Here is a 14,197-nt window from a genome sequence, read left to right as displayed (position 1 = left end):
ATTATTTCGGAATAATTAAAAGCTGCCCTACTTTCAAAGTGTCGCTCTTTAAATTATTGCGCTGACGGATAGCGCTTACCGACACTCCGTAATGACGGGCGATTTTAGTAAGATACTCACCTTTTTGCACGACGTGGTCACGCTCGGGCAAACTGGCTCTTAATGCCGATTCCTGGCGCGACTTAAAGCGCTGTGCCGGATATTTGGCGTAATAAGTTTTGATGCCCTGATAAATGCGGTAAGCAATCTGTTTTTGATAGTTAGGCTGATTTAACTGGATTTCTTCATAGCGATTGGATAAAAATCCCGTTTCAATCAAAAGCGACGGAATATCCGGCGATTTTAAAACCGCAAGTGAGGCGTGAATCGGCTTACGGTTGTGAAGACGCGTAAAGCCGCCTAATTTCTTTAAGATTTCCTCACCAAGCATATAGCCGTCAGAGCGCGCGTTATCCGAGGTCATATCCAAAATAGTCGCCGCAAGATACGGGTTTTGGTCGCGATCGGAAATCACTTCTCCCGCGCCGCCTAAAAGACGTGAAGACTTACCGCTGTCCTTTAACAGTTTACGATTCTCCCGCTTGGCGCGATTATTTGACAATACCCACACCGATGCTCCGCGGGCCGATGAGCCTGATGCCACCGAATCGGCATGAATCGAAATCAAGATATCGGCTTTATACCGTCTTGCAATTTCCGAGCGGCGATTTAAATCGACAAACACGTCTTTAGAGCGGATAAGCCGCGCACGGAACTGTTTATCGGAATTGATATAGCGGGCAAGTTCGCGGGCAATTGCCAAAGTAACGTTTTTCTCACGCACGCCGCGTTTGCCGATAGCACCGGGATCCTTACCGCCGTGGCCTGCATCCACCGCGATGATAAACGGATCAGGATCTGACATAATAACCTTAGGAGGAGGCGGGGCCTTAGTCTCGGGCACCGCTTCTTCAGGGCTGTTATCCTCAATAACCGGAGTTTTTGCGTACTGCTCGCGCAGTTCCTCAAGCATCTTCTCATAAGCCTGCACATCGGCAGGAGTTAAGGTTCTGATACCGTCATCGCCCACTTTACCCATTTTATTAAGAAAAGCATCTTCAGCGCTGTCAGCCTTGTCGGGAGTTACGACCTGCGCCACGTAAGCGCCCGCGCCGCGATTTTTACCTTTTAAATCCTGTGCGCTTTCTTGAGATATAACCCTGATTTCATTTGAGGTCGCTGCGGTTTTCTTTAAATGCGGGAAATCGGCCACGAGACGGTAAGAATGTCCGTCCTGAGGCGCGAGCATGAAAACATTGGGCGTTCCTGAATTTTCAAGCGTGAAAATATAGCGCACATCATTTTTCTGAATATTGCGCAGTACTTTTCTTATCACGCTGTTTGCCTGCACGCTAAAACTTAGCGGGCTTGAAACCGGATTGCTTACTTTATTGATGCGAATAACAAAAGTTTTGCCGCCGTCATTTAACGCCGTCGAAAAACGGGCGTTATAGTCAAGATCAAAGACCACGCGAGTCTTATCCGCATTGGCAAAGGCCCGGACATTGTTAATGCTGTCAGCCATCGCGGCACTGCCAAAAACGGCAGATAACGCGCATAAGGCGACGACTAAGAAAAATTTAATTATTTTAAGCACGGCAACAGTTTTTCAAGTTCGTTTAATTCTTCTTCATTAAGTGCCTTTACGTTTATAACGGCATTACGACTTCCGTCCGCGTAAGACAAGGTTACGCTGACGTCAGGATCGGGCAATAATCCGCAAGCTTTTTCAGGCCATTCTACAAGACATACTCCGATTTTAGCAAAATAATCGCGTACTCCCATAAATTCAAGTTCTTCCGGATCCAAAAGTCGGTACAAATCAAAATGAAAAATATTCAAATCTTTGATTTGATAAGGCTCTACCAAGGTATAGGTCGGTGATTTTACCAAACCATCATAACCTAAGGCACGAATAAAGCCGCGGGATAAAGTGGTTTTTCCCGCGCCCAAATCGCCTTCTAAAAAGACGCAGGCCGCTCTTTTGACCCTACGGGAGAACGAAGGCAGCACTCGTGCCAAAACCTCGCCTAATTTTTTAGTGTGCTCTTCATCTTTTATGTTAAATGAAAACTCAGTTTCTGCCATTTACCAATGCTCTTACATATGAAGTTAAATCAGTGGCCAAAGTGCCGATAATTCCGCCGTCACGACCGGAAAGCTCTCCTGCGCGGCCGTGAACGCACGCCGCGGCAACGGTTGCTTGCTTAGGGGTAAGATCCTGACCTAAAAAAGCCGCGATAATGCCGGTTAATAAATCTCCCATACCCCCTGAGGCCATAGAAGGGGATCCTTCCTGAACGATAGTAATCCTCTTGCCGTCGCAAATCACGCTGCCGGCTCCTTTTAAAAGAGCGATACCGCCGAATTTTCTTTGCAGCATCACGGCGGATTTAATGCGATCGTAATTGACCTCATCAGGAGTAAGTCCTAAAAGACGCGCAGCTTCTCCGGGATGCGGCGTCATGATAATTTTATCAGAAAGAGAGAAATCTCCTGACGCGATAAGGTTTAAAGCGTCGGCATCTAAAACCACGGTACCGTCAAAAGAAAGAGCTGACTCAAGCAGTTTGCGGGCTTTGTCATCTTGTGAAAGACCCGGTCCGATAGCGATTACGTCAGCCCAGGCTAAAGCCTTGGCCATTGCCTCTTCATCGTTAAAATCAACCGTCATCGCCTCAGGCAGACCTGCGTTTAGCGCATTGATATTGACGCTGTCGGTCGCGACTTTGACAAGGCCTGCCCCGGCACGCAGCGCCCCCTGCGCGCAGATACGAGCCGCCCCGCCCATTCCTTTGGCTCCGCCTATAATCAAAACCTTGCCGCAGTCTCCTTTATTAGCGGTTTTTTCCCGATGCGGCAAATCATCTATGATGTCTTCATAAGAGCGGCGCAGCAAAGGCAAATGAATTTCCTCATCAAGATCGGCAAGCTTGCCGTGATATACGCTCACGTCAACACCTAATGACTCAACGGTAACCTCTCCCGTGTAATCCACGGCATCACCGGTTAAAAGTCCGGGTTTTAACGCCAGCATGCAAACGGTCAAATCAGCTTTTACGCAATCCCCTTCAACCGTTCCCGTATCGGCATTTACACCCGATGGCACGTCAACTGCCACGGTATAAGCCTTGGTACGGTTAATAAACAAAATCCACTCATCAATAGGAGAACGCGGCGCACTTTTTATTCCGGTACCTAAAAGAGCGTCGACTATAACATCAGGTCGTCCCTCATTAATATCGGGAAGATCATGCTCAACCTTGCCGCCTAAAGATAAAAAATACTCGTAAGCCGTTGCGGCCTCAGAGCCTGAGTGCGGCTTATTTAAAGCAAAAACACGATGACTGATGCCCGCATCCAAAAGCAAAGCCGCGACGATATATCCGTCACCGCCGTTATTGCCGCTTCCTGCAAACACCCATACGTCATGAAATAAAGGACAATGCGACTTTATATTGTTAAAAACGCTCTTTCCGGCCTCTTCCATTAAATCAAAGCAATGTCCGTCATGATCTTTGGCATGAGATTTTTCAATAGCGCGGATCTGCGCTGACGTAAATACTAAATGGGATAAATTAGACATATCTAGCTCCGCCTTATGCTTGTCTAAATTGTAAAGAAAACCGGACTGATTTTTCTATCTTTTGCAAGTCAATCTCAAAAACAGAGTAAAAAATTGTAAAACTGTGAGAAAAAATTAATTTAAAAGCCCAAGCTTATATTAATATTTTCTGCACTTAGATTACTTTTTAAAAGTAAATGCAATCCCTTAATTATATGAAGGAAGCATAATGGAAATATTAGGCGTAGACATCGGCGGAAGCGGCATTAAAGGCGCTATCGTCGACACCGACAGCGGTACTTTGCTTACGGAAAGGATCAGAATAAAAACCCCACAGCCCGCTACTCCTGAAGCTATAGCCGATACGCTAAAAGAGCTTGTTGAAACCATAAAGTGGGACGGTCCCGTATCCTGCGGCTTCCCTGCCCGCGTCATCAGAGGCACGGTGCTTACAGCCGCCAACATCGATAAGAGTTGGATTAATACTCCGGTTGAACAACTCTTCTCAAAGACTTTAGGTCAGCCGGTATTTGTCGCCAATGATGCCGACGTTGCCGGTATTGCAGAAATGCATTTCGGAGCAGGCAAAGAATACCTTGACAAACTTGTCATCGTGCTCACTATCGGTACCGGAATCGGCTCGGCTATTTTCTTAAACGGCAAACTTTATCCCAACTCGGAATTAGGTCATGTCATTTTCCACGGCGACAGTGCTGAAAAATACTGCTCGGACGCAGCCCGTGAAAAAGCCGGCATCAAATGGAAAGAGTTTGGAGATCGCTTTAATGAATATCTAAAGCATCTTGAGTTCGTCATGCATCCTGACGTCTTCATCTTAGGCGGCGGAGCTTCAAAGAAATTTGAAAAGTACGCCGATCGTTTTGATTTGACAACCGAAGTGATTCCGGCAAAGACACTTAATCTTGCAGGAATTATCGGTGCCGCTTTATACGGCGAAGAAAGACTTACCGGAAACTAAATTTTTAACCCGCTTTTAAAGGGGCACCTAAGTGTGCTCCTTTTTTTAAGCTATTAAATCCAAAAGTAAAAAGTATGAGCGATAGACAGAACATCCTTGAAAGAATTAAAAAGTTCTTAGCCTTATCGCAAAGCTCTAACCCAGCAGAAGCCGCCATTGCCCTGTCGCGTGCGCAAAAGCTCATGCAGGAGCACAGCATCAGTATTGAAGACGTTAATTTAAGCTCAGTTACGGAAATTGAACTTTTAGCTTTGCCCGCGCTTAGAGCCAAACATCTAATGGGACTGTTAGGCGGCATCATAAGCAGCGCTTTTGGGCTTGATCATTTTTTCCGCACGCAAAACGGTAAAATCAACAGCATCGTTTTTATCGGCGCAAAAGATCGCGTTGAAGTGGCAAGCTACACCTTTACCTTGCTTTCCCGTCAGCTAGCCCTGATTAAAAAAGAATTTGCAAAAAAAGAACGCTTAAGGCTTTCTCCTATTTCATTAAAGAAAATTGCCTTATTTTCAGAAGAGAGACTCCTAGAGTACGCACACGAATTCAATATGCCGCCAAGTGCCGTTTACACCTGGATCAAAAACACAATCAAACAACAAGAGAATAAGGAAGTTGCCAAAAATACCGAAGCTTACGTTTACGGTTATCTAAAAGCCGTAAAAGAAAAAGTTCAGGACTATGCCTTAAGCTTTAATGAAAAGAAGCTTATTGCTGACTATACGGCCAAAAATTACCCTAATCTTACCGATATGCGCCAGCGCAGCAAAAAATTTACCAAACAAATGCTGCAGTCATACACTCGCGGCAGTAAAGATGCGCAAGTGTTCAACATATTTCAAGGAATTAAAGGACAAACAACGACTAAACTTTATTATGAGAATTAGGCATTAAAAAAGCGCTGAAATTTAAATCAGCGCTTTATTTTCATCTTTCAGAGAAGAAATTATAAAGATTTTAAGAAAGCCGCAATTTCTTCATTCTGGCAATTCGGATAGAAGAGCTCAGCAAACTTAGGATCGTCAATCGTGTTCTTGACAAAATCGCGATCAAGACCCTTTAAAACTTCGATTAAAGGACGCTGAGTGATTTCTTTAACGCCGTCTAAAATCTTCTTATTGCGCTGCTCGGCCTCGACACGCTCAGGAGGATAACCGCCGCCGAACGGAGCTGCGAACAATTTTTCAAAGGTATAACGTAAGTTAAGCTCGCCGCCCCAGCCGAAATTCTGAGCATAAGGCAGGGAAATGGCATTGCCGGCATTTACCTGGGTAAAGAGGTAAGCGTCAACCGGGGAAGTTACATGTCCACACTGAACACCGGGGAAAGCGTTACAGGCAACGCAAGCGCCCTCGCCGGTTCCGCATCCTGTTACAACAAAATCGGCAACCTTGCAGGTTAATACCAATGAAGCGAGCAAACCGTTCATTACATAAGTAAGGCAGCGCTTGTCTTCAGCGGTATACATTCCGAAATTTAAAACTTCATGACCGTGAGCTTTTGCAGCACGGTTTAACTCTTCAAAAATGATCTTGTTTTTTCCGGCTTGGGAATTTTCCAGAATAAGAGCGATTTTCATATTCGTTATCCTAAATAAAGAAATTAACTGAACATACTATATAGCAATCAAAGCCATCTTGTATCAAAAAAGCACAAATTTTTTCACTGCCCTATACGGGCTCGATGTACTCAATCTTAATTTCCACCCGCTCGTTGGCAAAATAACGATCGACTCCCACCGAAAAAGCGGCTTTAACTTCAATGCCGGGCAGAAGATTCTTTTCATAAACCGAGGCTCGAAACCTGATTGCGCTAAATACCGTGTTATCCGATCGCAATCTGAATCTTACGTGCCGATTGGCAAGAACTCTTGCCTCTTCAATGTAAAACACCCCGTCAAACACCGGCTCGGGAAATCCTTGCCCCCAAGGACCGCATGACTCAAGCGCCAAAGCAAAATTCAAATCCTTAAGGTAAGGCTCGGGCAGACAGCCGTCAGATAAAACTTCCTGCTCGTCTTTATCTAAAAGAGTCATAGCTTCTTTATTTAACAGATCTTTAAAACGCTTAAGATCCGAAACTTTTAATGTAGCTCCCGCCGCCATGGAATGACCGCCGTAGCGCAGCAGTAAATCAGGAGCCTCTTCATTGATACGGTTTAAAGCTCCGACAATGGAAAAACCCGGAACCGATCGGGCCGATCCGGTAACGCTGTCCGTATCTCCGGCAAAGACAAAGCACGGCTTTTGATATTGTTCTTTAAGCCGACCTGCGATAAGCCCTGAAATTCCGCTTAACCATGAAGAACGGTATAAAACCAAAGCATTGTCATTTGCCTGCAGCAGAGCATCCTCTTTTGCCTCGACAAGCATCACCTTTTCAAAATCACTGCGGCGGCGATTGCAAAAATCAAGTTTTACCGCAAGCGACAGAGCCTTGTCATAATCATCACATAAAAGGCACAACAGCGCAGGATTATCATCAAGCTTCAAACGTCCTGCCGCGTTAAGCCGTGGGCACAAATCAAAAGCGATGGCGATAGGATCGATTTTTTCCATATCGATTCTTGACACCTCGGCAAGCGCCTTCACGCCGATTTGCGCATTTTGCCTTTGCATACGCTGCAATCCGGCTTTGACTAAGCGGCGGTTATTGGCATCAAGATTCACGACATCGCCTATAGTTCCGATTGCCACTAAATCCAAAAACTGTCCCATGCAGGGAGCATCGCTGCGCGAGGGGTAATATCCTTTTTCGATAAGCACGGCCCTGACCGCGATTAAAACATAAAAAAGGACACCGACGCCGCACAAATTTTTTGAGGCAAAGCTGCAGTCTTGGCGCTTGGGATCGACAACGGCAAGAGCTTCAGGCAATGTTCCCAAACTTTCATGATGATCGGTTATGACTAAATCAATTCCCTTTTCTTTGGCGTATAATGCCGATTCGTGACAACCGATGCCGTTATCTACGGTGATTATGAGGGTTGCACCGTTATCTTTGGCCTTATCAATCATTTTTGATGACAAGCCGTATCCTCCGTCATAACGGGACGGCACATCAAACAAAACTTTCTCAAGCCCGAAAGCTTTCAAGCATAAAACGCCCAGCGCCGTACCCGTAAGACCGTCTACGTCATAATCCCCGCACACCATGACGATCTCTTTATTGATTACGGCAGCGGCAATTCTCGCTGAGGCTGCGTTTATATCTTTTAAATCGCGATAATGCAAAAGTAATGCAAGATCGGGGTCAAGATCTTTATCTGACGTAACACCGCGGCTAACAAGAACTTGCCGCAGTATCGGATCGGCAATGCGATCGGCAAGTACGCTGTCATCAACTCTTTCCCGTCTTACAATCTTCACTTTTTTCTCCTTTAAAACCGGCACAAATTGTAACACAAGAAAAAACTCCCCTTAAGGGTTTGGCTTTAGCCTAAAAGACTTAAAGATATTTATCCGTTTACCAAAATTTTTTCTAATCTCATACAAGAATGATAGTTTTTTCATTGAAAACGCAGTGTTTTTGTTAAAATAAATAAGATCGGTTAACGGGGATATAAATTGAAGCGACTGCAAAATCAGGCCTATCAGCAAAGAAGCTTGTTTCTCCTGCTTCCACTCATGCTTTTTGCTTTGCTCGTATGGACGCTGAGCCCGCGAATTTCAACTGAAATGACTCCGGGGCTTCGTCATCTGTGTCTTAATATCATCCGCGTCGTTTTTCCGGGAATTTTCGCCATCACCCTAGTTTTGCTCATTCCGCTTAAAAACCGTTTCATCCAATTTATCATCACCTTAAGTTCTTATATTATCCTCGTTGTCCTTATCGCCAATATAAATCCTGACCTGCTGCACAACCCGGTTATCTGCTCATTTGCAGCTTCCGCCTCAATTCTTGCCATGCTGCCCTCTTCCGTCTTATTTGACGAAGATCAGTCAATAAACGACACTCATGAAGGCAACCGCATCTCGGCGTTTATCCTGCCCTATCTGGTGCTTATCGGCTCAATCGTCATATTGCGGCAGATTCAAAGCTTTGTCGAATTCAGCTTCAGTCCGGCTTTCGGGACAAGTTTCTTATCTTTTATTTATGCCCCGATTTTTCTTGTAATGCAGACTTTCGGACATCATGAGTTTTTAAGCTATCTTGCCTCGACCAATTACGAACCTTTAATGCGCAACGCCTTTATCAATGCAATCTTCGTCAGCAACGTTATTTCCCTGCCGACGATTATTTTAGTGCGCTCCTTCTTTAACGGTCCGAGCATGAGGCTGTTTTTAACCTTTCTTGCAGCCATCTGCGCCATGACCGCGTCAATCGGCGGCTGCGTCTCGCTTATTTCATTGCTGATAATGATTTTTCTGCCGGGCACATTTATCGTGTTTTTGTTAAACAGCGTGATCTTGTGCTTTTTGTCCTACTTCATGATTCTGCCGGCTCTAACCGAAATATCCAATCTCTATACTCCCGACATCAATATGATGACAAGTCACCTTGTCGGTTTTAAAGAGTCGCATATCTATCTTTTCCTATTCGCTTTCATCTTCCCGGTTTTCTACGTTCTTATCAGCATCATGTTCAAAAAAGAACGAACCCAGGTAATAAAGCAAAGAAAATCCTTAATAAAAGCAGGAGCGAACGCCAATAATAAAAACAGCCCGGATTTAAGCGTCATAGCGATTTTACGTTCCTTAGGCGGACTTAGTAATTTACGTGACGTAAAACGGCAAGGCAGTACCGTTTTTCTGCATATTAACGACATTGCACTTATCAATATGCCGACTTTAAACACTTTAACCAATAAGAAAATTTCTTATGATCGCATTAAACGGGTTTTATCCTGCGATTTTGGGGATAATGCGGCTTTCTTTCAAAAACGCCTGCAGCTTTTAAACGCAAATGAGTTCTTCATGACCGAGCAGGAAGTTCCCTTAACCCCGGCATTTGCGATTAAACCCATGCCGCACGTTAAACCGTTATAGGTGAAATATGTCTGACTGGATCCAAATTAAAATACGCACCACTTCAAAAAACGCCGATACTATCGCTGCCTTGCTCGAGCAATTAGGTTCGCTTGCCGTTACCTACTCCGATGCCGAGGACAGCCCGATTTTAGAACCGCTGCCGGGCGAACGGCGCTTATGGCCCAACACCGACGTCACCGGTCTTTTTGATAAAGGAACCGACGATAAGGCTATAGTAAATTCGTTAAAGCAAATCTTAGGCGATCATGTGCCTGTCATGTCGGTCAATTTAGAGGACAGAGATTGGATTAGAGCCTGGATGGATTCGTTCAAGCCGTTAAAATTCGGAAAAAGACTGTGGATTTGCCCGACCTGGTGTAAAGTTCCCGAGCCTGATGCCGTTACCGTTATGCTCGATCCGGGACTTGCCTTCGGCACGGGTACGCACCCTACCACGTCTTTATGCCTTGAATGGCTTGACAGTCTTGATCTCACCGATAAAACCGTCCTGGATTACGGCTGCGGTTCAGGAATTCTTGCCATCGCAGCATTAAAACTCGGCGCAAAAGAAGCTTTCGGCGTTGATATCGATCCGCAGGCTCTTGAAGCCAGTAAAGAAAACGCCAAACGCAACGGCGTTTTAAATAAATTGACATTATGCGACGGCAAAAAATCCAGTGCCTCATTAACTCCGGCTCCGGTTACCGTAGCCAATATTCTCTGCGGTCCGCTTGCCGATCTTGAGCCGCATATTGCCAAACTGACGGCGCCTGACGGTCTGCTTGCACTATCTGGCATTCTTACAGAACAAGCCCCTGAAATCATTGAGGCCTACAGCAAAGACTTTAACATGACGTTAAGTCGTGAAAAAGACGGCTGGGCGTTAATTACAGGGCAAAAGAAGTAAATTTAAACATATAGGGCTATAATAAATTTTTCTCTGGTAAATTTAAGGAATAAGCATGGCAGCAATAAGACCTCGTGAAAGATCAGCAATCATTCAATCGCTGCGCGCCGGCGTAACTCCGCGTATCGGACTTGAACATATTCAGGTAGGACGAGTTAACGAGGTTAAAGCCTTAATCGAAGATCTTGACAGGATCTGTGAAGGCGGAAGCGCCTTCAGACTTATCATCGGAGATTTCGGTGCCGGTAAATCCTTCTTTTTACAATTAATCCGCTACATTGCCTTGGAAAAAGGCATGGTCGCTGTCAATGCCGATTTAGCACCGGATCGCCGTTTGCAGGCAAGCAACGGTCAGGCGCGTAATCTTTATCAGGAATTAACCCGCAATATCGCGACCCGCGCTCACCCTGAAGGCAACGCGATGATCCCCATCATCGAAAAATTCATCACCGTTCAGCGCGCCGAAGCTGAAAAACAGGGAAAAGACGTCGAAGTTCTAATCAAAGAAAAGCTGTCATCGCTTTCAGAGCTTGTCGGTGGCTACGACTTTGCCAAAGTGATAGCGGCATATTGGCGCGGCTACAATGAAGATAATGAAGAGTTAAAATCCGCCGCCGTAAGATATCTGCGCGGAGAATACTCAACCCGTACCGAGGCAAGAAATGATTTGGACGTCAGAACCATCATCGATGATTCATCCGTTTACGATCATTTAAAATTATTGGCCCGCTTCGTCGTTCAGGCAGGTTACAAGGGTCTGCTCGTCAACCTTGACGAAATGGTCAATTTATACAAAATTTCCAATCAGCGTTCACGCTCGGCAAACTATGAGCAGATTCTGCGCATCTTAAACGACTGCCTGCAAGGTTCTGCCGAATATTTGGGCTTCCTTTTAGGCGGAACTCCCGAGTTTTTAATCGATCCGAGAAAAGGTCTTTACAGCTATGAGGCTTTGCATTCACGCCTTGCTGAAAACTCATTTGCCCAAATTGCCAATGTCGTTGATTATACCAGTCCGGTTTTAATGCTTGAAAATCTGCATCCTGAAGAGCTTTACGTTCTTTTATGCAATATCCGCAACGTATTTGCCGGCGGCGATAAAGAAAAATATCTGTTGCCTGACGAAGCGCTGACCGCGTTCTTGCAGCACTGCAGCAACCGCATCGGCGATGCTTATTTCAGAACCCCGCGCAATACTATTAAAGCCTTTACCGATCTTTTGGCGATTTTAGCGCAAAACCCGGATCTGAAATGGCAAACCCTGATTGAAGGAATCAATGTCGCAAATGAAAGCGATCCTTCTTTGGTAACGGTTAAAAATGATGCTGCTTCCGATAAGGATGATAGCAATGACGAGGACGCGCTGACTGCCTTTACTCTATGACGGAAAACCCTATAGATCTACTTGATCCGCGACTTTTAAAATGGATTAGGCAGCGAGGATGGCAGGATCTGCACCCGGTGCAGAAAAATGCCATCGTCCCGATTTTAAAGAGCAGCGATGACATCATTATTTCCGCGTCAACGGCAAGCGGCAAAACCGAGGCTGCTTTTTTGCCGGCTTTGACTTATATTGCAAAAGAAAATAAACCCGGTATCAGAATTCTCTGCATCAGTCCGCTTAAAGCTTTAATCAACGATCAAACAAGAAGACTAAAAGATCTGACCGAAAGCTTAAAAATCGCCGTAACGCCGTGGCATGGCGACAGTGCCGCCAATAATAAAAAGAAGTTGTTTGACAATCCGCAGGGAATTTTACTCATCACCCCGGAATCTCTTGAATCTCTTTTAATGAATCACAACGCTTTTATAAAAGAAGCGTTTAAAAATACCGATTTTGTTATCATCGACGAATTCCATGCCTTCATGGGTACCCAGCGCGGCTATCAGCTGCAATCGCAGCTGCATCGTATTGAAAACAGCGTCGCCAGGGTAATAAGGCGCATCGCCATTTCCGCTACCTTTTCAAACTTAAACTCGGTAACCGAATACCTGCGCCCAAATAACCGCACCATAAAATGCGATTTAATCAAAGACGACAGCTCCGGCAAATCTCGACTTGCCGTACAGGTTCGCGGCTATATCATCGATAATGATGATGTAGAAAAAGGAATTAATGAAGCAAAGCGCCTAAAAAAGGATGAAGAGGCAATTAAGGCATCCGATACCCGCTATCGGGAAATAGCCGGCGATATTTTCAGACTGCTGCGCGGTACGACAAATCTTGTTTTTACCAATTCAAGAGCCGCAACCGAAGTTATCGCAAGCGATCTTCACGAGCTGTGCAGCAAAAATCATGTTCCTCAGGAATTCTTTCCGCATCACGGCTCACTGTCAAAAGATATGCGCGAAAGCCTTGAGGCGCGGCTGCAGGAAGGAAGACTGCCTACCACGGCCATATGCACCGCGACTCTGGAGCTTGGTATTGATATAAGTAATGTCGCCTCTATAGGTCAGATATCTCCGCCCTTGTCCGTAGCTTCATTACGCCAGCGTCTAGGACGCTCGGGACGCCGTGACGGCCTTGCGGTTTTAAGACTTTTCATCCCGGAATATTACAGTTCAAAACACTATTTAACCGAGCAGCTTTCAGAAGATACGGTTTTATCTGCCGCAATGATTAAGCTTTTGTTAAATCGCTGGTATGAGCCGCCGCTTGAAAAAGAGTACTCTTTTTCCACCTTGGTGCAGCAGACTCTATCGGTAATCGCGGCAAACGGCAGCGTTTCAGCCAAAAACCTTTGGGAACTGCTATGTAAAACAGGACCATTTAATCTGTGCACGGCCTCCTTATACGCAAACTTTCTGCGTTCGCTTGCCGAACACGATCTTATCGTGCAATTGCGTGACGGCACGTTAACTTTAGGGCTTGAAGGCGAAAGATTGTGCAGTCAATGGAAGTTTTACGCCTCTTTTGAAACCTTGCCGGATTACGTTATTGAATATAACGGCAAACATATCGGTACCATTCCTTTATGTCAGCCGATAGCGGTTCAGGATACTTTCCTTTTTGCCGGTAACGGTTGGATAGTAAGCGACGTTAATACCCAAAAGCGCATCATCTCGGTTAAACCGTATAAATTTCATGCGTCTCCTTTATCCGTTTCCGGAAATACCGGTTTTATTCATGATGAAGTGCGCATGACCATGTTCGATATTTATATGAAGGGCAACTATCCTCCCTGCCTAAACTCACAAGCTAAAGAAAACTTATCTGCAGGACGGGATACATTCTTTAATTTAGGTCTTGATAAAAAGTGCATGATCTCAGGTCCGCAGGGCCTTGCTCTTTTCCCGTGGAAAGGGGATCGCATCATGCGCACCGTAAGCCTCATGCTCGCAAAGGAACAGATAAAAAATGTTCAGTACAATAGCCATATTGAGCTGGAATACTGTTCCATTGATACCTTAAAAGTCGCTGTCGCCAACATATTAAGACAAAATGACATTAAGCTTAACGATCTGGTAATGAAAGTTAAAAATCTTGAAACAGATAAGTTTGACTATTGTTTAAGTAATGAGCTAAAGCGCCTTAACTATGCGCACCGTTCGCTTGATTTAAACGGTGCTCTTACATTTTTTAAGCGTCTTGCTAAAGAACTTTAATGCAAATTAATTTTTAAAACCGCAGTTGCTTGCTGTGAATAGAAAAATTAAAACGTTTTTATCACGCTTCCTCAATTGCCGCCACTTCACGCATAGGAGTGTGCGTGTCATCCTTGTTTTCATTAACGATGACA

11 protein-coding genes are annotated in these 14,197 nt (G+C 45.1%); 6 read left to right on the top strand and 5 right to left on the bottom strand.

Translation table 11 applies throughout. From position 1 onward, the window contains the following. Position 1: 1 nt before the first annotated feature. The 3 genes from QZ019_RS01015 to QZ019_RS01005 are packed head-to-tail and all read right to left on the bottom strand — an operon-like array spanning position 2 to position 3,625. Positions 2-1,636: an N-acetylmuramoyl-L-alanine amidase gene (locus QZ019_RS01015; protein ID WP_295481717.1), complete on the bottom strand. Its 1,635-nt coding sequence runs from the start codon at positions 1,634-1,636 to the stop codon at positions 2-4. Beyond that, positions 1,624-2,127 carry a tRNA (adenosine(37)-N6)-threonylcarbamoyltransferase complex ATPase subunit type 1 TsaE gene (gene tsaE / locus QZ019_RS01010; RefSeq protein WP_295481715.1) on the bottom strand — a complete coding sequence of 168 codons (504 nt, stop codon included), beginning with the start codon at positions 2,125-2,127 and terminating at the stop codon, positions 1,624-1,626. The genes QZ019_RS01015 and tsaE overlap by 13 nt, the downstream gene beginning before the upstream one ends. Then, positions 2,114-3,625, bottom strand: coding sequence for an NAD(P)H-hydrate dehydratase (locus tag QZ019_RS01005; RefSeq protein WP_294566352.1), 1,512 nt, complete (start codon positions 3,623-3,625; stop codon positions 2,114-2,116). Before QZ019_RS01005 ends, tsaE begins: the two co-directional genes overlap by 14 nt. A gap of 208 nt (positions 3,626-3,833) precedes the next feature. On the opposite strand from QZ019_RS01005, the gene ppgK reads away from it, so the two are divergent. Continuing rightward, a complete protein-coding gene (gene ppgK / locus QZ019_RS01000) occupies positions 3,834-4,583 on the top strand; it encodes a polyphosphate--glucose phosphotransferase (RefSeq protein ID WP_295481712.1) in 750 nt (249 codons plus the stop codon). Positions 4,584-4,657: 74 nt separating this feature from the next. Then, positions 4,658-5,467 (top strand): DUF2786 domain-containing protein, encoded by an 810-nt coding sequence (locus QZ019_RS00995; protein ID WP_295481711.1) that lies wholly within the window; start codon positions 4,658-4,660, stop codon positions 5,465-5,467. A gap of 59 nt (positions 5,468-5,526) precedes the next feature. On the opposite strand, the gene QZ019_RS00990 is transcribed toward QZ019_RS00995, so the two are convergent. Together QZ019_RS00990 and recJ are read right to left on the bottom strand one after the other, a co-directional pair. Beyond that, the gene (locus QZ019_RS00990; RefSeq protein ID WP_294566360.1) at positions 5,527-6,159 is read right to left on the bottom strand and encodes an RpiB/LacA/LacB family sugar-phosphate isomerase; all 633 of its coding nucleotides are present in this window, start codon (positions 6,157-6,159) and stop codon (positions 5,527-5,529) included. 91 nt (positions 6,160-6,250) lie between these two features. Beyond that, positions 6,251-7,948: a single-stranded-DNA-specific exonuclease RecJ gene (gene recJ / locus QZ019_RS00985; RefSeq protein WP_295481709.1), complete on the bottom strand. Its 1,698-nt coding sequence runs from the start codon at positions 7,946-7,948 to the stop codon at positions 6,251-6,253. Between the two features lie 258 nt (positions 7,949-8,206). Here recJ and QZ019_RS00980 point away from each other — a divergent pair, with 258 nt between their 5' ends. From QZ019_RS00980 to QZ019_RS00965, 4 genes are read left to right on the top strand one after another with little or no spacing between them, the layout of a single operon-like run. Further along, positions 8,207-9,568 (top strand): hypothetical protein, encoded by a 1,362-nt coding sequence (locus tag QZ019_RS00980; RefSeq protein ID WP_295481707.1) that lies wholly within the window; start codon positions 8,207-8,209, stop codon positions 9,566-9,568. A 7-nt stretch (positions 9,569-9,575) separates the two neighbouring features. Further along, entirely contained in the window at positions 9,576-10,457 is an 882-nt protein-coding gene (prmA, locus tag QZ019_RS00975; protein ID WP_294566367.1) for a 50S ribosomal protein L11 methyltransferase, read from the top strand. 55 nt (positions 10,458-10,512) lie between these two features. Beyond that, entirely contained in the window at positions 10,513-11,841 is a 1,329-nt protein-coding gene (locus QZ019_RS00970) for an ATP-binding protein (RefSeq protein ID WP_294566369.1), read from the top strand. Continuing rightward, on the top strand, positions 11,838-14,063 hold the full coding sequence (locus QZ019_RS00965; RefSeq protein ID WP_295481705.1) for a DEAD/DEAH box helicase: 2,226 nt from the start codon (positions 11,838-11,840) through the stop codon (positions 14,061-14,063). The genes QZ019_RS00970 and QZ019_RS00965 overlap by 4 nt, the downstream gene beginning before the upstream one ends. Positions 14,064-14,197: the final 134 nt, after the last annotated feature.

This window comes from uncultured Succinatimonas sp. (assembly GCF_905203285.1).
Classification (GTDB): Bacteria; Pseudomonadota; Gammaproteobacteria; order Enterobacterales; family Succinivibrionaceae; genus Succinatimonas.
Note: the sequence above shows the minus strand (reverse complement) of the source record. Positions and strands in the feature narration are given on the sequence as shown.

Coding starts and splice junctions, on each gene's coding strand:
- tsaE (WP_295481715.1), bottom strand. CDS start 2,127: ATGGCAGAAACTGAGTTTTCATTTAACATAAAAGATGAAGAGCACACT.
- prmA (WP_294566367.1), top strand. CDS start 9,576: ATGTCTGACTGGATCCAAATTAAAATACGCACCACTTCAAAAAACGCC.
- QZ019_RS00965 (WP_295481705.1), top strand. CDS start 11,838: ATGACGGAAAACCCTATAGATCTACTTGATCCGCGACTTTTAAAATGG.
- QZ019_RS01005 (WP_294566352.1), bottom strand. CDS start 3,625: ATGTCTAATTTATCCCATTTAGTATTTACGTCAGCGCAGATCCGCGCT.
- QZ019_RS00980 (WP_295481707.1), top strand. CDS start 8,207: ATGCTTTTTGCTTTGCTCGTATGGACGCTGAGCCCGCGAATTTCAACT.
- QZ019_RS00990 (WP_294566360.1), bottom strand. CDS start 6,159: ATGAAAATCGCTCTTATTCTGGAAAATTCCCAAGCCGGAAAAAACAAG.
- QZ019_RS00995 (WP_295481711.1), top strand. CDS start 4,658: ATGAGCGATAGACAGAACATCCTTGAAAGAATTAAAAAGTTCTTAGCC.
- ppgK (WP_295481712.1), top strand. CDS start 3,834: ATGGAAATATTAGGCGTAGACATCGGCGGAAGCGGCATTAAAGGCGCT.
- QZ019_RS00970 (WP_294566369.1), top strand. CDS start 10,513: ATGGCAGCAATAAGACCTCGTGAAAGATCAGCAATCATTCAATCGCTG.